Below are 19,071 nucleotides of genomic sequence, written 5' to 3'. Positions count from 1 at the left end.
GTCTGGCTGTGACCGATCAGCGGTAGACGCGTTCGCAGCGACGTTCAACCACGCGGTCACCGTTCTTCTGCTGCTGGTTGCCTTGGATCTGGCGGCCGGCCGCACCACCGGCCACGGCACCGGCCACGGTTGCAAGCTTCTTGCCGTTGCCGCCGCCCACCTGATTGCCCAGCAGGCCGCCGATCACTGCGCCGGTAGCGGTACCCGTGATGCGGTTCGGATCGCGCGAGTTGCGCTGCACTTCCACGTTCTTGCAGACCACGCGACTGCCGTCATTGAACTTGCGTCCCTCATCGCGCGGCCCATACGTCTGCGCACCGGCCACCGACGAAGCCGCCAGCAGCGTGCCCAGCACAAGCAATCGGGTCGAGGTCTTCATGGCCATCTCCTGAGTTCCGGTATGGCGCAAGTGTCCTCCTGCGGTTGGCAACCGGAAGTGAAATGCGCGTGTCCGCCGCCTCATCGGCCATCGCGCGTTCAGGAAGAGAATCCGCGCCCATCACGATCATCCATCGCGATGGGCGCCGTCTCCCTACCGGCATTGCCCTCTGCTAGAACTCTTCCCAACCACCCGCATTGGCGGCCAGCGTCGGTTCCATCCGCGGCGACAGCACCGCCGGCCGGCGTACCGGTGCAACCGATGCCGCCACGGCTGCCAGCGCCGGGCGGACCGCTGCGGCGGCGGTCACCGCCCCCGTGCGGAACACCGAAACCGCCTCGGCCAGCAGGTTGGCCTGCTCTTCCATGGAACGCGCTGCGGCGCTGGCCTCTTCCACCAGCGCCGCATTCTGCTGCGTGGTCTCGTCCATCTGCACCACCGCCTGGTTCACCTGTTCGATACCCGAGCTCTGCTCCTGCGAGGCGGCAGAGATATCGGCCATGATGTCGGTCACGCGCTGCACCGAGGCCACGATCTCGCCCATCGTGGTGCCGGCCTGACGAACCAGCGCCGATCCATCGGCGACCTTGCCGACCGAATCCTCGATCAGGCCCTTGATCTCCTTGGCCGCACCGGCCGAGCGCTGCGCCAGCGTGCGCACCTCACTGGCCACCACCGCAAAGCCCCTCCCCTGCTCGCCGGCACGCGCAGCTTCCACCGCCGCGTTCAAGGCCAGGATGTTGGTCTGGAACGCGATGCCGTCGATGACACTGATGATCTCGGCGATCTTCTTCGACGAGGCTTCGATAGCCGACATCGTGGTGACCACCTGGCCGACCACCTCGCCGCCCTGCGAGGCGACGCCATGCGCACCGATGGCAAGCTGGTTGGCCTGGCGTGCGTGCTCGGCGTTCTGTTTCACGGTGGAGGTCAGTTCCTCCATCGACGCAGCCGTCTCTTCCAGGTTCGCCGCCTGCTGCTCGGTGCGCCGCGACAGATCGGTGTTGCCCGAAGCGATCTCGCCTGCCGCCAGGTTGATGCTGGACGCGCTGGACTGGATACGGCCGACAATCTGCTTGAGCTGATCGACGGTGGCGTTGCAGTCATCACGCATGCGGGCGAACACGCCGTGGAAGTCCCCCTGCATGCGTACGGTGAGGTCACCGCGCGAGATCGCCTGCAGCAGGGTCGACACCTGCACCAGGTTCTCGTCGGTGGTCTGCATCAGGCGATTGAGCCCGGCCACCATGTCGCGGAACTCATAGGCGAAGCGATCTTCATCGCCGCGCAGGCTGAAGTCGCCTGCGGCTGCAGCCGTCGCCAGGCGGCGGATCTCACCGTTGATCGCCGACAGGCTGGTCTTGGTTTCGTCCATGGCCTGGGTGATTGCGGCCTTCTCGCCCGGCAGCGGATCCATGTCCACCGACAGATCACCGCGGGCGTAATGCTTCATTACTTCGATCAGCCGGTTCTGCACCTGCACATGCGAGCCGACCAGCGCATTGGTCTCGTGCACCATGCGCCCGTAGTCGCCAGGGAAGGCGCTCTCGTCCATGCGATAGCTGAGGCTGCCCGCATCGTGCTGGCGGGCCAGCTCGCCCTGCGCCGCCATCACCGACTGCAACTGCGCCTGCATGCGCTGCATCGACCTGAGCAGCTGCGTCACCTCATCGTTGCCGGACGCGTCGATGCTGTTGTCCAGCCGCCCGTTGGCGATGCCGTCGGCCAGCTTCACCGCACCTTCCAGCGGGCGGGTCAGGCTGCGGGTGATGGCCCACGCAGCCAGCGAGCCCAGTACCAGGCTCAACGCGCCGAACACGATCGACAACGTGCCGGTCCAGGATTCGGTTGAACGGTATTCCTCGCGACTGCGCTCGGTCAGTGTCTCCTGATGCCGCAGCAGGGTCGAGATCGCCTCATTCCATGCGGTGGCCAAGCCGTGCTCGGCGAGCAGTTCCTTGGCCGCGCCGTCGAAATCACCGGCCTTCATGCGCTCGTGCAGATGCTGGGTGGAGGCGTCGGTGGCCTTGCGTGCCGCGTCGATTTTCGCCACCAGGCCATCACCGGTGGCGTCGCGTGGAATCTTGATGTACTTGGCCCAGATACCGTCGTAGGTCTGCGACAGCTCCTGCGCCTTCTGATAATCCTTGTTGAAATCCTCGCCGCGCTTGATCACCATCAGCCGGCGATGCATCAGCACCGCGTTGTTGGTATCCAGCATGTCGTTCAACAGCCGCATCTTCACCATGTTGACGTCCACCACTTTCTCGAACTGGGCAGACTTCAGGTGATTTCCGTACAGCGCCAGGCCGACGATAGCCACGATGAACAGCAGCAGCAATCCAAATCCGGCACCCAGCCGGGATCCCACTCGGAGGTTGCGTAAGGCGAGCATCTCAATTCCCTTGATCATGGCCGTATGATCGATGGCGGCGCAGCGGAGGGAAACTTTACGGAACTTTATATATGGACCGATCCAAATATATGGAACTGTGCAGGCAGTCAGAAAATGCAGCGACCAATAATGGCGCCACATCATTACCGAATGCCACTGACACGCCAGCGCCCGATGAAAATTACACAGATTGACACCATAATCACGCCTGCCCCATCCAAGGCGGCCCGGATTATCTGCGCCGGACACAACCGTCGCCCGAGCGGGCTACAGTCTGCAGATGACACGGATCCTGCACATCGAAGGCGCGTCCATCAACGACATCGCCAGCGTCTACGTGGAAATCAATCGCGTGTTCATGGCCGACGAAGACTGGCAGCTGGGCGCAAGCTTGGACGCGCTTGATGACCCGCTGCACGGCAGCTACGGCGCGCTCGCCGGTCATGCCGCCACCACGGTGGTGTGGCGTGACATCGCCCACAGCCGCGAGGCACTGGGCCGCGAGACCACGCGCGCTTGGCTGCGGTCCAAACTCGATCAGGACGGCAGGTTCAACGGTCCGGTCATCCAGCCTCAGTTGACGGCACTGTCGATTGGCCAGGGACAGACCTACTTCGAGATCGTCATGGAGATCTTCGGCAGCCATCCGCAGATCACCCTGGTGCCAGGCTGAGCACTCTGCAGCAACTAGACCCCATCAGCTCAAAGCTTGGCCAGGGCCACGCCCAGACGGCGTGGGAACGCCACTTCGCTGGCCAGGTGCCATGCGCGTGCATTGGCGCCCAGCCGGGTCCACTCGGCCTCATCCATCGCCAGCGCACGCTCGACGGCCTGTTCCAGCGCCTTCTCATCCACATGCCAGGTTCTGGACAGATGGCAGGGCTCGCCCTCGTGCGCGGCGACCAGGATACCGCGGCTGTCGTCGATCATCTGGTTCATCGGCGCGCCGTCGCAGGTGATCACCACCGCGCCGCAGCTCATCGCTTCCACCAGGTAATGGCCCCAGCCTTCGGTCTGCGACAGGCACAGGTGAAACGCATGTTCGTTCTGCAGGCGCTGCACCTCTTGGTCGGGCAGCCGCTCGCGGACGATCCGCAGGTTCGCGGCCCCGCCCTCATCTTCGTCCGAAGGGCCGCCGCGCAGGATGGTCAGCAAGGGCCACTCAGGGTGCCGCTTCCAGACATTGACGAGTGCAGCCGTCCCCTTCATGCGACTGGTACCGGCCGCATGCAGGAAGCTGCGCGGTCTGCGCGGCACCGCTGGGTCGTAGCGGTCACGGCTGCAGAAACCGACTTCCAGCGCGCGCATGCCCAGTGCGTTGAAGATGCGCGTGGCTTCTTCGGTCTTGGTCAACAACGCATCGAACCGCGGCAGGATCCGCAGGCTGCGTGCGGACACCCATTCCGGATTCGGAATCAACAGATTGACCTCGGCCAGTCCGAAGCTTGCCGGCCGGACATGCTCCAGCGAGATGTTGATGTCGAACCGGGCTGGCGTGCGCCCCAAGCTGAGCCACGAGGCCAGCAGCCTGCGCAGGCGCATCCCGCGCAGTTTCCAGGCACCACCATTGCGCACCGCGTCCAGACGGCTGACCGTCACCGTGTGCCCGAGCTGCTGCAATGAGCGCTCGATCACCTGGATGTCATGGGACAGGCCACGCAGGTTGTCGGCGGCCAGTAGATGGATATGCGCCATCAGGACGGACTCCCTGGCCGATTCAGGTTACGCGCCGGCAAGGCGGTCGCCATCATGAAGCCCAGCACCAGGTAGAAATAGAACGAATGCGGCATCGCCCGGTAGAACACGTTGTCCGTGAACGCCGAAAGCGCATAGACGATGACCACGGCAAGTCCGGCGATGGCGATCGTCGCGGTGATGTCGTCGGCGTGGCCGAGGCGCCGCACGAAATGAATGCCGGGCAGGATGAAGACCAGCAGCATGATCAGCAGCAACGGCACGCCACCGGTCACCGCCGCTTCCAGGTACTCGTTGTGCGGGTGGTTGTAGCGGAAGATCGACTCGGACACCTCGCCGCGGGCGATGCCCTCACGTGCATAGCTACCGAACTGGTTCAGGCCCACCCCCGCCACGGGATGCTCGGCGAAGGCGTCGACCGCCACGCCCCACATGGCGATGCGCTCGCGGACCGAGCCGACCTCGTTTTCCTGGTTGAAGCCGGAGATCTCGCCACTGACCTCACCGAAGCGCTGGATCACCTCGTGGTTCAGCACCGAGGTGGCGCCGACCACGCCGATGGCCAAGGCACCGACGAAGACCAGTGCCCCCCGCCAGCGCCGGGTTCGCCGGACGTGCACCACAATCACCATCAGCATGGCGGGAATGAACGCCAGGATCGGCCCGCGACTCTGCGCCAGGATCGAGCCGTAGACGCCGACGGCGATGGCCACGCCGTGCAGCCAGCGTTCGGCCGGATGCACATTGGGCTGGATCAACCGGATGACCGAGAACAACGCCATGCACAGCGTCACCATGGTGAACTCGATGGCCGTCCATTCGCCGCCACTGAAACCGTGCGCGCGTTCAAGACCCATCACGTGGTGCTGCACGATGCACGACCCGCCGAAGACCAGGGTGGACACGGCGAAGATCTTCCAGATCAGGCGCCAGTCCAGCGCAGTGGCGAACACAGCAGCGGTACCCAGGTAGAGCAGTGTCTGCGCCGGCAGATCCAGCTCGTTCCAGCGCAGCCCGTGCCAGAGGATGCTGTAGAAGGCATAGGCCAGGCGCAGGAAGCAGACGATCACGATGAACCGGGCGATGCGGTAGCGCAGGCGGACATCGGGCTGGCGGCGAATCAGAACCACGCCGGTGACCAGCAGGGCCAGCAGCAGCACCGCCTTCAGCAAGGTGTTGGGTGCGGAGCCGGCAAGCGGAACGATGGCGACCAAGATGCTCAGCAGGACGGTACGCCAAGTGTAACGAGGTTCGGCGGCCATGCAGGCTGCAGTCATGCTTGTTCTTTCCATCAACGCCCGCCCGGGGACAAGTCGCCCCGTTTTCCATGGAGGCCGCTTGGCGGAGATCGCCGGGGCTGACACTACCGTGGGACCCGGGGGAAATCAACCAAAGTGCCGGGGCAGAGGCGCAGGCGTTGGCACACGGACAGCCTCCGGGCCAAGCGCGGGTGCCGCGGATCATCGACCGCCCCAGGTCGCTACACTAATGACCTCTCCGGCCATGCCTGCGCGTGGTCACGCCCCGACGCCCTGCCCAAGACGCGAAACGCCCCAAGTGACTGATACAAAAGACAACACCAGCAACGCCAAGGCGTCCAAGGATCACACCCCGCTGATGAAGCAGTTCTTCGCAGCCAAGTCCGACTACCCGGACCTGCTGCTGTTCTTCCGCATGGGCGACTTCTACGAGCTGTTCTACGACGACGCGCGCAAGGCTGCGCGGCTGCTCGACATCACCCTGACCCAGCGTGGCAGCTCCGGCGGCGCACCGATCCCGATGGCCGGCGTGCCGGTGCATGCCTACGAAGGCTACCTGGCACGGCTGGTGGCGCTGGGCGAGTCGGTGGCGATCTGCGAGCAGATCGGCGACCCGGCGCTCGCCAAGGGCCTGGTCGAACGCAAGGTGGTGCGCATCGTCACCCCCGGCACGGTCACCGACGAAGCGCTGCTGGACGAGCGCCGCGACACCCTGCTGATGGCGTTGTCGCGCAGCAAGCAGGGCTACGGCCTGGCCTGGGCCGACCTTGCCGGTGGCCGCTTCCTGGTCAACGAAGTGGAGACCGACGACGCCCTGGAAGCCGAGCTGGCACGGCTGGAGCCGGCCGAGCTGCTGGTGCCCGACGAGGAGAACTGGCCGGAGTTCCTGCGCCAGCGCACCGGCGTGCGCCGCCGTGCGCCGTGGCTGTTCGACGCGGACAGCGGGCGCCGACAGCTGCTGAACTTCTTCAAGCTGCACGATCTGAGCGGCTTCGGTATCGATGACAAGCCACGTGCCACCGCCGCCGCCGGCGCCCTGCTCGGCTATGTCGAGGAAACCCAGAAGCAGCGCCTGCCGCACCTGACTTCGATCGCGATGGAAACCGCCGGCGAGGCGATCGCGATGAACGCCGCCACCCGCCGCCACCTGGAATTGGACACGCGTGTCGACGGTGATACCCGCAATACCCTGCTGGGCGTGCTCGACAGCACGGTGACACCCATGGGTGGGCGCCTGCTGCGCCGCTGGCTGCACCGCCCGCTGCGCCTGCGCGAGGTGCTGGTGCAGCGCCACCACGCGGTGGAAACCCTGATCGATCGCGGTGCGGACGCCGACATCCGCGAGCAGTTCCGCCGCCTCGGCGATCTGGAACGCATCCTCACCCGCGTCGCGTTGCGCTCGGCGCGCCCGCGCGATTTCTCCACCCTGCGTGACGGCCTGGGCCTGCTGCCGGCGGTGCGCGAAGTGCTGGCCCCGCTGGACTCGCCGCGCCTGCAGGCCCTGCATGCGGCGCTGGGCGAACACGACGCGTGCGCGCAGCTGCTGGCCAGCGCCATCGCCGACATGCCGCCGCTGAAGCTGAGCGACGGCGGCGTGCTGGCCGATGGCTTCGATGAAGAGCTGGACGAGCTGCGCCGGCTGTCCACCCATGCCGACCAGTTCCTGGTCGACCTGGAACTGCGCGAGCGCGAGAGCAGCGGTATTCCCACCCTGAAGGTGGGCTACAACCGCGTTCACGGTTACTACATCGAAATCAGCAAGGGCCAGTCCGATCGTGCGCCGGTGCACTACACCCGCCGCCAGACGCTGACCAATGCCGAGCGCTACATCACCGAAGAACTGAAGGCATTCGAGGACAAGGTGCTGTCCGCGCGCGACCGTTCGCTGTCGCGCGAGAAGTACCTGTACGAGCAGCTGCTGGACACCCTTGGCGGGCAGTTGGAACCGCTGAAGCAGTGTGCCGCTGCGCTGAGCGAACTGGACGTGCTGGCCGCCTTCGCCGAACGCGCGCAGGCGCTGGACTGGGCGCGCCCGGAACTGCAGGCCGAGCCGTGCCTGAAGATCGAACGCGGCCGCCATCCAGTGGTCGAAGCGGTACGCGAACAGCCGTTCGAACCCAATGACCTGGACCTGCATCCGGACCGTCGCATGCTGGTCATCACCGGCCCGAACATGGGCGGTAAATCGACCTACATGCGGCAAAATGCGCTGATCGTTCTGCTGGCCCACATCGGCAGCTTCGTGCCGGCCAGCCGGGCGGTGATCGGCCCGATCGACCGCATCCTGACCCGCATCGGCGCCGGCGACGACCTCGCCCGCGGGCAGTCAACCTTCATGGTCGAGATGGCCGAGACCAGCTACATCCTGCACCACGCCACCGCCCATTCGCTGGTGCTGATGGACGAGATCGGCCGTGGCACCTCCACCTACGATGGCCTGGCGCTGGCCGACGCGGTGGCCCGCCACCTGGCCTACCAGAACCGCTGCTACACGCTGTTCGCCACCCACTACTTCGAGCTGACCGCGCTGGCCGACGAACAGCATGAGGGCGGCCGCAGCGGCATCGCCAACGTGCACCTGGACGCGGTCGAGCACGGCGAAGCGCTGGTGTTCATGCACGCAGTGAAGGACGGCCCGGCCAACCGCAGCTTTGGCCTGCAGGTGGCCGCACTGGCCGGCCTGCCGCGCGCCACTGTGGCGCAGGCACGGCGTCGCCTGGCCGAGCTGGAACAGCGCGGCGCTGAAAGCCACGCCGCCGAGCTGGCGCCGCAGGCGCTGGATGCCCCGCAGCAGTTCGGGCTGTTCGCGGCGCCATCCAGCAAGGCGCAGGAAGCGCTGGCGGCGATCGATCCGGACGAACTGACGCCGAAGCAGGCGCTGGAAGCGCTGTACCGGCTGAAAACGCTGCTGTAAGTGCGCCTGGCCAGGGGGCACCATGCCCCCCTGGAAGCCACCGCGGAGAATCCTGCATACTCGGCCACGCAGACCGCCACAGGGGAGCTGGGGCGCCGTTCCGCACAGTCACTGAAACTGCGATCCCAGCGGCATGCAATGGGGCCGGGCAACATGCCGCGGCATCGAAGCGAGGGGATTCGATCACGAGGGAACGAACATGCGGCGTACGGTTCTAGCGTTGTTGCTGGTGTGTGGCGTGGCCGATGCACAGGAATTCGTAAGCAGCGAGCGTACCTACGACGAACGCCTGCGGGGTGCGCGGGTCGCGGCGCTCGGCGATGATCTGTTTGGTGATTCCCTAAACAGGAAGGATGGCACGCTGCAGTTCTCGCAGACCGATGTCGTGGTGCCGACCAGCAGTGGAATGCGGGTCGCATTCACCCGCACAACGCCGAAGCAGAAACAGGGACTGGATCGCGCTGCCGCCCCGCTGGGGGCGTCCTGGGAGATCGATGCCCCCTACATGATGGGCTCCTACGATCAACGCCGGGGCTGGAATGCGGCGGGCGGCGGCCGCTGCAGCGGCAGCAACCTGTCCCCGACCGAGTGGGTGGGCCCGTCACCGGACTTCAACACCCGGGTCATCCCGAAGCACACCTATTGGAGCGGCATCTTCATCAACCTCCCTGCGGTCGGTTATGAATCCCTTTTGCTGAAGGAAGCAGGGGCAAGCCTGCCCCAGGATGGGGCAACCTACATTGGCACCTCGGCCAGCCAGTGGCGCGTCAGCTGCCTGCCAGCCATCAGGAATGGAACCGGCGAAGGTTTTGTGGTGCGGACCACCGATGGCACCCGTTACTTCTTCGATTGGATGGCGGTCCGCGACCAGCACGACGTGCTGGCCAACGAGTACTATCGTGATGGCAATGGCAATGGCACATCGCAGCCCTACCTGCTGGTTCCGGTCGTCGATGTCTTCCTCTACGCGACACGTGTCGAGGACCGCCACGGCAACTGGGTCAGTTACAGCTACGACGGTGCCAACCCGACCCGCCTGCTGGCGATCATTTCCAATGACGGAGCCCGGATCGATATCGACTATGACGCGCAGGGCAAGATCGGCGCCGTCCGGGCCGGGGATCGCACCTGGCGTTACAACTACGTCGACAGCTACTGGGGGCGCACGCTCAACGAAGTCGTACTTCCCGACCAGTCGCGCTGGACCTTCTCCACCGACCGCCATGTGGGCGCCATGCCGTGGACGATGGTGCCCCCCGTCCTGAATCCAGGCTTCTACATGAATTCCTGCGCGCAGAATGCAACGGGATTCCGCTCGGAAGATGCCGGCGACCCGGCCTTCAACGATGTGATCACCATGCGCCATCCCAGCGGCGCACAAGGGGTGTTCTCGCTTCGCCAGTTGATCCACGGATCGGACAACACGCCTGGCAGCTGCGGCATCATCGGCACTAGTTCCTCCAACTTCGGGTTTGGCTCATTCGGCATTCCCAATGCCTACATGGCCAAGTCGCTGGTATCCAAGACCCTGTCCGGGCCCGGCATCCAGCCCGCCTCCTGGACGTACACATACTCACCACACTGGTCATTCACCGGTGGCTGCACCTCCAACTGCGTTTCAACAACCTGGGAAAACCGGCCCGACGGCGTGCAGGCCGAGTATGTCTTCGGCAACGACTACACCGCCAACATCGGCGACCTGCAGATCGAGCGCCTTCGCCGTGCCGGCCTGGTGGTACAGGAAACCCGGTATGTGAAGGCAGCCGCATCGGGGCCCTACCCCGCACGCTATGGAACGCAACTGGCGCCACGCGGGAATCCGCTGACCACCCAGATCCGGCCGATGCAGGACACCCAGCTGCGCCGGGACGGGATGCTTCATCGTCGTTATGTGGATGCATTCGACGGCCTAGCGCGCCCGGTGCGCATCGTCGAATCGAGCACTGCTGGCCCATGATCGGAGCGTGTCGGGATGCGAGCCGCCGGGCGACCGGAACAAGGCCCCGGCAATGAATTCCCGACAATCGATAGACAGAAGCTATAGAAGTGAATGATTCATTCGATTATTCATTTCATCTGGCCATAGCTAAAGTCGAGTGAAGATGTTCCACCCCGTCTTCACCCGCAGGAGCCAGCCATGAGCCAGTCCGATAACAACAGCCCCAAGTGCCCGTATCACACCGCGCCGTCGCCTGCGGAAGGCACCCAGCAGCAGCGTGAACTGAGCACCACGCCCAAGCAGAAGCACGGCGATGATCCGGTCACGCCGATGACCACGGCCTTCGGCGCACCGGTGGTGGACAACCAGAACAGCAAGACCGCCGGCCCACGTGGCCCGCTGCTGATGGAAGACGTCTGGCTGCTGGAGAAGCTGGCCAACCTCAACCGCGAGATCATTCCCGAGCGCCGCATGCACGCCAAGGGCTCGGGCGCGTTCGGTACTTTCACCGTCACCCACGACATCAGCAAGTACACCCGTGCCAAGCTGTTCGAGAAGGTCGGCAAGCAGACCGAGATGTTCGCGCGCTTCACCACGGTGGCCGGCGAGCGTGGCGCCGCCGACGCCGAGCGTGACATCCGCGGCTTCGCACTGAAGTTCTACACCGAAGAAGGCAACTGGGACCTGGTCGGCAACAACACGCCGGTGTTCTTCCTGCGCGACCCGCGCAAGTTCGCCGACCTCAACAAGGCCGTGAAACGCGACCCGCATACCAACCTGCGCAGCGCGCGCAACAACTGGGACTTCTGGACGTTGCTGCCCGAAGCCCTGCTGCAGGTGACCGTGGTGATGAGCGACCGCGGCATCCCGCGCAGCTTCCGCCACATGCACGGCTTCGGCTCGCACACCTACAGCTTCACCAACGCCGACAGCGAGCGCTTCTGGGTGAAGTTCCACTTCGTCAGCCAGCAGGGCATCGAATCGCTGACCGACGCGCAGGCGCAGATCCTGGTCGGCCATGACCGCGAAAGCCACGGCCGCGACCTGTTCGCCGCAATCGAGAAGGGCGACTTCCCGAAGTGGAAGCTGTTCATCCAGGTCATGCCCGAGCTGGAGGCGGAAACCTACCGCATCCATCCGTTCGACCTGACCAAGGTGTGGCCGAAGAGCGACTACCCGCTGATCGAAGTGGGCCAGTTCGAACTGAACCGCAACCCGGTCAACTGGTACCAGGACGTGGAGCAATCCGCGTTCGCACCGAGCAATCTGGTGCCCGGCATCGGCCCGTCGCCGGACAAGATGCTGCAGGCACGCCTGTTCGCCTATTCCGATGCGCAGCGCTACCGCCTGGGCGTGAACCACCACCAGATTCCGGTGAACGCCGCACGCTGCCCGGTGCACAGCAACCACCGCGACGGTGCGATGCGCGTGGACGGCAACTACGGCGGCCTGCCGCACTACGAGCCGAACAGCTACGGCCAGTGGCAGGAACAGCCGCAGTACCGCGAGCCGCCGATGAAGATCCGCGGTGACGCCGACTTCTGGAATTTCCGTGAGGACGACGCCGACTACTTCAGCCAGCCCGGTGCGCTGTTCCGCAGCTACAACCAGGCACAGAAGGACCGCCTGTTCGCCAACACCGCCCGCGCCCTGGGCGATGCGCCGGACTTCATCAAGCAGCGCCACATCGACAACTGCAGCAAGGCCGACCCGGCCTATGGCGCTGGCGTTGCCGCAGCGCTGAAGGCGCTGGCCAGCCAGCCTTCGGATCCGTTCAAGCCGGCGCAGCCGGAAGCGGACTTCCCCACCGCGACCCCGGGCGCCGAAGACATCGAGCTCTGATCGCCCTGCCCCGTGAACAGCACGCCGCCTCCCCGTGAGGCGGCGTCGCCGTTTTAACGGTCCGCGTCGTACCTTCTGCACGCCCCACCCCAATCAAGGATTCCGCAGATGAGCCTCACCGACGAACTTCTCGCCAAACTGCAGGGCGCACCGCTGCAGCAGGTGTCGCAGCAGCTCGGCATCAGCGACACCCAGGCTTCCGGTGCGATCAGTGCCGCGCTGCCGGTGCTGATGGGCGCGCTGGGCAACAACGCCTCGCAGCCGCAGGGCGCGCAGGCGCTGCTCGGCGCGCTGCAGAACAACCACAGTGGGCTGGACCTGGGCAGCGTGCTCGGTTCGGTACTGGGCGGCGGTGGCGGTGGTGCCGCCAGCGATGGCGCCGGCATCCTCGGCCACATCTTCGGCGGCAACCAGCAGAAGGTGGAAACCGGCCTGGCCCAGGCCACCCAGCTCGACAGTGGCCGCACCAGCCAGCTGCTGCAGATCCTCGCACCGATCGTGATGGCTTTCCTCGCCCAGCGCCTCGGTGGCGGCCAGGCCGACGCCGGCTCGCTCAGCCAGGCCCTCGGCCAGGAAAAGCAGCAGGTGCAGCAGCAGGGCGGTCTTGCCGGCGGCCTGCTCGGCAGCCTGCTGGACCAGGACGGTGACGGCCAGCTCGGCGTGGGCGATCTGCTGAAGATCGGCGGCAGCCTGCTGGGCGGCAAGCGCTGAGCCAAGGGGGCGCCGGATCCGGTCTGGCGCCCTGCTGCTTACAACGCGTCGATATCGCCGAGCGCGCGGATCAACCGCCGTGCGCGCTTGTCCGGCTTGTGCTCCGGCGGCTGGAAACCATCGCGCGCCGCGATGCGCAACGCGCGCTGTTCGGCACGGCGCGCCTTCGAGGCCTCACTCTCGGCATACAACTGCTGCGCCGTCGGCGCCGGCCCGCGCTGGTCGCTCAGGCCCAGCACCTGGATCTCGAAATGCTCTTCGCCGCGGTCGACCTGCAGCTGCTCACCGACGCGCACTGCGCGTGAGGATTTCGGGCGCTGCCCGGCGACGCTGACCTTGCCGGTTTCGATGGCCTGCTTGGCCAGGCTGCGGGTCTTGAAGAAACGGGCCGCCCACAGCCAGATGTCCAGGCGGACACTGGGCGACAGCGCGGAAAGCTCGGTCATCGGCAGGGACTACTCCGTTCGCTTGTTCAGGGGACGCGGGTTGTCGGGGTCGGTGCGGCAGCCGCTGCCCCCGATCAGGGTGGGAACGCCGGCGGAAAGATCCTGGCGCTGGCTGCCGACCAGGCACTCGGGGCGGTCGGTTGGCCGCACCTGGGTATCGCCCAGCCGGTCACCTGTCGAACATGCGGCCAGCGCGGCGCCGATCAAGGCCAGCGCCAGCCTTCGCTTCACCTGCAGTCGTTGACGCATTGCCACATCCCGCAAACCGGCTTGGTGCTAGTGTGCGCCTCCCGGGATTCGATCACCACTCCATGGCCAAAGCGCCGCTTGACCTGACCTCCGGCCCGATCGGCCGCAATCTCCTGTTGTTTTCCCTGCCGATCCTGGCCGGCAACATCGCGCAGTCGCTGAACGGTTCGGTGAATGCGGTCTGGGTCGGGCGCTTCCTCGGCGAGGCGGCACTGACCGCCACCGCGAACGCCAACAACATCATGTTCTTCCTGATCGGCTCGGTGTTCGGCTTCGGCATGGCCTCGACCATCCTGATCGGCCAGGCGATCGGCGCGCGCGACATCGCGCAGGCGCGGCGCGTGGTGGGTACCAGCGCCACCTTCTTCATCGGCCTGTCAGTGATCATCGCCATCGCCGGCTGGTTCATGGCCCATCCGCTGCTGGCGGCGATGGGCACGCCGGCCGCCTCGCTGCCATTGGCCGAGGCCTACCTGCAGATCATCTTCCTGGCGATGCCGACGCTGTATGCGTTCGCCTTCCTCACCGCCGCGCTGCGCGGTGCCGGTGACTCGCGCACGCCGTTCCGTTTCCTGATGGTGTCGGTGGCACTGGACATCGTGCTGAACCCGGTGCTGATCTTCGGCATGGGGCCGTTCCCCGCGCTGGGCATCGCCGGCTCGGCCTGGGCCACGCTCGTCGCGCAGACGCTGTCGCTGGCCGGCCTGCTGCTGTACATGCGGCACAAGCGCCACACGTTGTGGCTGGGCCGCGCCGACATGCGCCTGTTCAAGCTCGACCTGACCATCCTGAAAGCGCTGGTGCTCAAGGGTGTGCCGATGGGCCTGCAGATGGTGTTGATCTCGCTGTCGGTGATCCTGCTGATGACCATGGTCAACCAGTACGGCACCGACACCGCCGCCGGTTACGGCGCTTCCCTGCAGCTGTGGAACTACCTGCAGATGCCGGCGATGGCGATCGGCGCGGCGTGCTCTTCGATGGCGGCGCAGAATGTCGGTGCGCAGCGCTGGGACCGCGTACGCGGCACCGCACGCCAGGGCGTGCTGTTCAATTTCCTGCTGACCGGCGCGCTGATCCTGCCGCTGGTCCTGTTTGATCGCCAGCTGCTGGCCCTGTTCCTGCCGCCGGCCAGCCAGGCGCTGGACATTGCCCGTCATCTCAACCACGTGGTGATCGGCTCGTTCCTGTTCTTCGGCGTCAGCTTCGTGATCTCCGGCGTGGTGCGCTCCACCGGTGCGGTGATCCCGCCGCTGCTGATCCTGGCTGGTTCGCTGTGGGGCGTTCGCGTGCCGTTCGCCGAGCTGCTGCAGCCGTATTGGGGCGCCGATGCGATCTGGTGGAGTTTCCCGGTCAGCTCGCTGGTGTCGATGCTGCTGTCGTTGGCGTATTACCGCTGGGGCGGCTGGCGCAAGGCGAAGATGATCAGCAAGCCCTCGCACGCCGAGGAACTGGCCACGCCGTCGGAAATTCCGGCTTGCCCGCCGTCGCCAGTGGCCGACCCGGATGCCGCACCGATGCGGTAATACCGGCCGCTGGCCGGCAACCTCATGGGCCAGTGAACGCCACGGTAGTGCCGGCCGCTGGCCGGCAACCTCACACCTCTCCAGCAGCATCGCGGCACAGCCGGCCAGCGGCCGGCTCTACCGCTTCTTCTTCTTCGCCGCGTTGAACGTCGCCGCCGCGCGCATCAACGCCTTGAACGCGGCGGCATCCGGCATCGCGCCTTCATGGATATCGATCGCGCGCCGCGTGTTGCCCTCCAGGCTGGCGTTGAACAGGCCCTTCGGATCGGCCAGCGCCGCGCCATTGGCAAACGTCAGCTTCACCGCCTGCTTGTAGGTCTCGCCGGTGCACAGGATGCCGTTGTGCTCCCACACCGGTGTACCCCGCCATTTCCAGGTTTCCTGCACGTCGGGCAGCGCCTCATGGATCAACGCACGCACGCGTGCCAGCGCTTCGCCACGCCAGTCGCCCAGTTCGGCGATGCGCGCATCGATCAGTTCGGCGGCCGGGGTTCCGGCATCAGCCGGGTTGGGTGCATGCGTGGCCATCAGCGGCTCTCGTCGGCAAGGAGATCAGAACGGTGGGCTTACATGTGTTCGCCGGGCAATGCCGCGGCCTGGCGCACCCAGTCAAGAAACCGGGCTTCATCCAGTACGCCATCCTGTGCAATGTGCAGGTAGCGCGTATCGGCACTCCTGGACGGCTCCGGCGGCACCGGTTTCAGCGCAGCGCCGCGGAAGAACGCCACCTTGATATAGCGGGTGAAGCAATGGAAGCTGAGAAACCAGCCTTCGCCCGCGGCCACCGCATACATCGGCGAGTTCCACTTCACCGCCTTGTGCACCCCGGGTACGGCCTGTTCGACCAGCGCATCCAGCCGTGCGCCGATCGGCCGCTTCCAGTCCGGCATCGCCGCGATATAGGCCTGTACCGTGGCATCGCCCTCGCCCTTGGCGATCTGCGGATTACCGCCTGACAACAGCTTGTGCGCAGCGGAAGGTGCGGTTCGCTTGGCAGGCATCGCACGGCACGTCCATCGGGATGATGCCGGCAGCCTACCGCGGCCTGTGCCGGGCGGTCACGGCGCAGTGCGCCATCGGCTCAGTCCGCCTGCCCCGCGCGGAACTGGCGCCACTCCGGCAGCTTGCGGTGCCGGCGCAGCGCGCGCATCAGCGCCGCCATCACCATGCCGAACAGCGCTCCGGCCAACAGCCCGGCCACCAGCAGCAGCGCCAGCGGACGCTCACTGCCCTGCCACAGCATCAGCCACATCAGCGCGGTCCAGAACAGCCCGAACAACAGGCCCTGCACCAGCGCATTGGTACCGAAGCCGGCCAGGATCGGCGGTGGCAGTGCGATGCCCATGCGCCACAGCAGGCGATGCAGCAACGGCGCCGACTGCACACGCGCCAATCCCTTGCCGTCGAGGAAGCGCAACGCCGACTGGATCACGGCGGGATAGCGCGGGTTGATGTCGTTCATCACCTGATCGTGGCCGATGCGCTGCCGAAAACGCAAACGGCCACCCGAAGGTGGCCGTCGCGGCAACAACCGAAGTTGTTTATCAGGCCTTTTCGGCCAGACGGGCAGCCTTGGCGGCAGCAGCGGCAGCCAGGTCTTCCTTGATGCGGGCAGCCTTGCCTTCCAGGCCACGCAGGTAGTACAGCTTGCCGGCGCGGACCTTGCCACGACGCTTCACTTCGACCGAGTCGATGATGGCGCTGTGGGTCTGGAACACGCGCTCGACGCCGTAGCCGTGCGAGATCTTGCGCACGGTGAACGAGGAGTTCAGGCCGGCGTTCTTGGTGGCGATGACGACGCCTTCGTAGGCCTGCACGCGCTCGCGGCTGCCTTCCTTCACCTTCACGTTGACGACAACGGTGTCGCCCTGGCTGAACTTCGGCAGTTCACGGGTGATCTGGGCGGATTCGAATTCCGCAACGATGGACTTGTTCAGCTTGCTCATGGGTTACACCGATTCTTGTTCGGGTGGGCGTGTCATGTAGACAACGTGGGCTCATGCAGTCACCGGACTGTGCTGCACGTTTGTTGTGGGTACTGCGCGCCGGCCTAGGCTGGCGGTAATTGGCCATGATAGCCGATAAAGCCGGCCCTGCGCTAGGGGTCGGCCTTCTGTTTCTGGGCCTGACGGCCCTGTTCCAGCAGCGTGCGGTCGGCCTTGCCCAGCGCCTGTTCATCCAGCAGGTCCGGGCGCCGCTGGGCGGTACGGACCAGCGACTGCTGGCGGCGCCACGCGGCGATGGCCGCATGGTTGCCTGAGCGCAGCACGTCCGGCACGTCGCCCAGAGGGTGCTGGGCCGGCTGGCTGTAGTGCGGACAGTCGAGCAGGCCCAGATCACCTTCGAAGCTGTCCTGGGCCGCTGATTCAGCGTCATTCAGGGCCCCGTCCTGCAGGCGGGCCACGGCGTCGATGATGACCGCCGCACCCAGCTCGCCACCCGACAGCACATAGTCGCCGAGGGAGATTTCCTCGTCGACATTGGCTTCCAGGAAACGCTCGTCGATGCCCTCGTAGCGGCCACAGAGCAGGACCATGCGCGGCAACGCCGCCAGTTCCCGCACCTTGGCCTGAGTCAACGGCGCCCCCTGCGGGCTGAGATGGATCACCCGCGCCGGGGTCGGATCAGCATCGCGGATCGCCTGCAGGCAGGCCTGCAACGGCTCGATCAGCATCACCATGCCCGGGCCGCCACCGAATGGACGGTCGTCCACCCGGCGGTAGTTGCCTTCGGCGTAATCACGGGGATTCCAGCCATGCAGGCTGAACAACCCCTTCTCCTGCGCGCGCCCGACCACGCCCAGTCCAGCGGACTGGGCGAGGAACTCGGGGAACAGGGTGATGACGTCGAAACGCATGCTCACACTCAGAACTCGGGATCCCAGTCGACCACGACCAGGTTGGCCTCGAAATCGACCGACTTGACGAAGTCCGGCTGCACGAACGGGATCATCCGCTCGCGGTCACCCCGGACCACCACCACGTCGTTGGCGCCGGTGCTGAACAGGTGCGAGACCTGGCCCAGGGCAACGCCCTCGGTGGTCTTCACGTCCAGGCCTTCCAGGTCCACCCAGTAATACTCATCGGGCTTCGGCGGTGGCAGGGCACTGCGGGCCACGTAGATCTCGGTGCCGCGCATCGCTTCAACGGTATCGCGGTCCTCGACGCCGGGGAACCGGGCGACCAGGTGCTTGCCACTGTCGCGGCCACGCACACCTTCAATCGTGGTTTCCACGCCGGACGGGCTGCGCACGATCCACGGCTGGTAACGGAAAATGGCGGAACGTGGCTCGGTCCAGGACTCGAGCTTGATCTCGCCGCGCACACCAAAAGCGCCGACAACCCTGCCCAGCAGGATGCGGCGCTCGATATCTTTCATCTGCTTCAACCAAGAGGGCCACGCCGAAGCGTGGCCCGTCAGGATCAGGCCGCAGCGGCCTGGGACTTGGTCGCTTCCTTGATCAGGTTGCGGACCTTGTCGGTCGGCTGGGCGCCGTTCTTGACCCAATGGTCAACGCGGGCCAGGTCCAGCTCGATGCGCTTCTCGCCGCCCTGGGCGACCGGGTTGTAGAAACCAACGCGCTCGATGTTGCGGCCGTCGCGCGCGCTGCGCACGTCGGTGACGATGATGTGGTAGAACGGACGCTTCTTGGCGCCGCCGCGGGTCAGTCGAATCTTGACCATGGTGTTTTTCCTATTGCCCAGTCGCCAGGATGGCGA

Annotated in this window: 19 protein-coding genes; 6 read left to right on the top strand and 13 right to left on the bottom strand. The window is 65.8% G+C overall.

The genetic code is table 11. From position 1 onward, the window contains the following. Positions 1 to 16 precede the first annotated feature (16 nt). Positions 17 to 385, bottom strand: coding sequence for a glycine zipper 2TM domain-containing protein (locus AC5P5S_RS02160; protein WP_032965667.1), 369 nt, complete (start codon positions 383 to 385; stop codon positions 17 to 19). A 166-nt stretch (positions 386 to 551) separates the two neighbouring features. Then, positions 552 to 2,774 carry a methyl-accepting chemotaxis protein gene (locus AC5P5S_RS02155; protein ID WP_062606828.1) on the bottom strand — a complete coding sequence of 741 codons (2,223 nt, stop codon included), beginning with the start codon at positions 2,772 to 2,774 and terminating at the stop codon, positions 552 to 554. Positions 2,775 to 3,054: 280 nt separating this feature from the next. On the opposite strand from AC5P5S_RS02155, the gene AC5P5S_RS02150 reads away from it, so the two are divergent. After that, the gene (locus AC5P5S_RS02150; protein WP_049459277.1) at positions 3,055 to 3,447 is read left to right on the top strand and encodes a barstar family protein; all 393 of its coding nucleotides are present in this window, start codon (positions 3,055 to 3,057) and stop codon (positions 3,445 to 3,447) included. Between the two features lie 29 nt (positions 3,448 to 3,476). Here AC5P5S_RS02150 and AC5P5S_RS02145 read toward each other — a convergent pair whose 3' ends face one another. Both AC5P5S_RS02145 and AC5P5S_RS02140 read right to left on the bottom strand, forming a co-directional pair. After that, positions 3,477 to 4,469 (bottom strand): glycosyltransferase, encoded by a 993-nt coding sequence (locus AC5P5S_RS02145; RefSeq protein WP_049459276.1) that lies wholly within the window; start codon positions 4,467 to 4,469, stop codon positions 3,477 to 3,479. Beyond that, complete coding sequence (locus AC5P5S_RS02140) at positions 4,469 to 5,746, bottom strand: O-antigen ligase family protein (protein WP_049471479.1); 1,278 nt, start codon at positions 5,744 to 5,746, stop codon at positions 4,469 to 4,471. Before AC5P5S_RS02140 ends, AC5P5S_RS02145 begins: the two co-directional genes overlap by 1 nt. Before the next feature lie 226 nt (positions 5,747 to 5,972). Between AC5P5S_RS02140 and mutS the strand changes: the two genes are divergently transcribed. The 4 genes from mutS (at position 5,973) to AC5P5S_RS02120 (ending at position 13,134) form a co-directional block, all read left to right on the top strand. Next, positions 5,973 to 8,642, top strand: coding sequence for a DNA mismatch repair protein MutS (gene mutS, locus AC5P5S_RS02135; protein WP_425529725.1), 2,670 nt, complete (start codon positions 5,973 to 5,975; stop codon positions 8,640 to 8,642). A 238-nt stretch (positions 8,643 to 8,880) separates the two neighbouring features. Further along, positions 8,881 to 10,599, top strand: coding sequence for a wall associated protein (locus AC5P5S_RS02130; protein WP_227415825.1), 1,719 nt, complete (start codon positions 8,881 to 8,883; stop codon positions 10,597 to 10,599). Between the two features lie 180 nt (positions 10,600 to 10,779). Then, positions 10,780 to 12,423, top strand: coding sequence for a catalase (locus tag AC5P5S_RS02125; RefSeq protein ID WP_043035634.1), 1,644 nt, complete (start codon positions 10,780 to 10,782; stop codon positions 12,421 to 12,423). A 108-nt stretch (positions 12,424 to 12,531) separates the two neighbouring features. Beyond that, the gene (locus AC5P5S_RS02120; RefSeq protein WP_005408604.1) at positions 12,532 to 13,134 is read left to right on the top strand and encodes a DUF937 domain-containing protein; all 603 of its coding nucleotides are present in this window, start codon (positions 12,532 to 12,534) and stop codon (positions 13,132 to 13,134) included. Between the two features lie 38 nt (positions 13,135 to 13,172). Here the strand turns inward: AC5P5S_RS02120 and AC5P5S_RS02115 are convergent, their stop codons facing one another. Beyond that, positions 13,173 to 13,580: an RNA-binding S4 domain-containing protein gene (locus AC5P5S_RS02115; RefSeq protein WP_024956742.1), complete on the bottom strand. Its 408-nt coding sequence runs from the start codon at positions 13,578 to 13,580 to the stop codon at positions 13,173 to 13,175. 9 nt (positions 13,581 to 13,589) lie between these two features. Then, positions 13,590 to 13,829 carry a hypothetical protein gene (locus AC5P5S_RS02110; protein WP_005408602.1) on the bottom strand — a complete coding sequence of 80 codons (240 nt, stop codon included), beginning with the start codon at positions 13,827 to 13,829 and terminating at the stop codon, positions 13,590 to 13,592. Between the two features lie 62 nt (positions 13,830 to 13,891). Here AC5P5S_RS02110 and AC5P5S_RS02105 point away from each other — a divergent pair, with 62 nt between their 5' ends. Continuing rightward, positions 13,892 to 15,352: an MATE family efflux transporter gene (locus tag AC5P5S_RS02105; RefSeq protein WP_005408601.1), complete on the top strand. Its 1,461-nt coding sequence runs from the start codon at positions 13,892 to 13,894 to the stop codon at positions 15,350 to 15,352. A 117-nt stretch (positions 15,353 to 15,469) separates the two neighbouring features. On the opposite strand, the gene AC5P5S_RS02100 is transcribed toward AC5P5S_RS02105, so the two are convergent. The 7 genes from AC5P5S_RS02100 to rpsP all read right to left on the bottom strand — a co-directional run bounded on the left by AC5P5S_RS02100 (position 15,470) and on the right by rpsP (position 19,035). Continuing rightward, positions 15,470 to 15,880, bottom strand: coding sequence for a DUF1801 domain-containing protein (locus tag AC5P5S_RS02100; protein ID WP_043035636.1), 411 nt, complete (start codon positions 15,878 to 15,880; stop codon positions 15,470 to 15,472). Between the two features lie 38 nt (positions 15,881 to 15,918). Further along, positions 15,919 to 16,353, bottom strand: coding sequence for a DUF1801 domain-containing protein (locus tag AC5P5S_RS02095; protein WP_062606757.1), 435 nt, complete (start codon positions 16,351 to 16,353; stop codon positions 15,919 to 15,921). A gap of 80 nt (positions 16,354 to 16,433) precedes the next feature. Then, positions 16,434 to 16,814: a DUF6404 family protein gene (locus AC5P5S_RS02090; protein ID WP_062606755.1), complete on the bottom strand. Its 381-nt coding sequence runs from the start codon at positions 16,812 to 16,814 to the stop codon at positions 16,434 to 16,436. 82 nt (positions 16,815 to 16,896) lie between these two features. Continuing rightward, on the bottom strand, positions 16,897 to 17,298 hold the full coding sequence (rplS, locus tag AC5P5S_RS02085) for a 50S ribosomal protein L19 (protein ID WP_005408597.1): 402 nt from the start codon (positions 17,296 to 17,298) through the stop codon (positions 16,897 to 16,899). Between the two features lie 152 nt (positions 17,299 to 17,450). Beyond that, positions 17,451 to 18,209 carry a tRNA (guanosine(37)-N1)-methyltransferase TrmD gene (gene trmD, locus AC5P5S_RS02080; RefSeq protein ID WP_005412653.1) on the bottom strand — a complete coding sequence of 253 codons (759 nt, stop codon included), beginning with the start codon at positions 18,207 to 18,209 and terminating at the stop codon, positions 17,451 to 17,453. Positions 18,210 to 18,217: 8 nt separating this feature from the next. Continuing rightward, a complete protein-coding gene (gene rimM / locus AC5P5S_RS02075) occupies positions 18,218 to 18,730 on the bottom strand; it encodes a ribosome maturation factor RimM (protein ID WP_005408595.1) in 513 nt (170 codons plus the stop codon). A gap of 44 nt (positions 18,731 to 18,774) precedes the next feature. Continuing rightward, positions 18,775 to 19,035 carry a 30S ribosomal protein S16 gene (rpsP, locus tag AC5P5S_RS02070; RefSeq protein WP_005408594.1) on the bottom strand — a complete coding sequence of 87 codons (261 nt, stop codon included), beginning with the start codon at positions 19,033 to 19,035 and terminating at the stop codon, positions 18,775 to 18,777. Between the last annotated feature and the right edge of the window lie 36 nt (positions 19,036 to 19,071).

The organism is Stenotrophomonas sp. YJH_SMC_54 (genome assembly GCF_059368435.1).
Note: the sequence above shows the minus strand (reverse complement) of the source record. Positions and strands in the feature narration are given on the sequence as shown.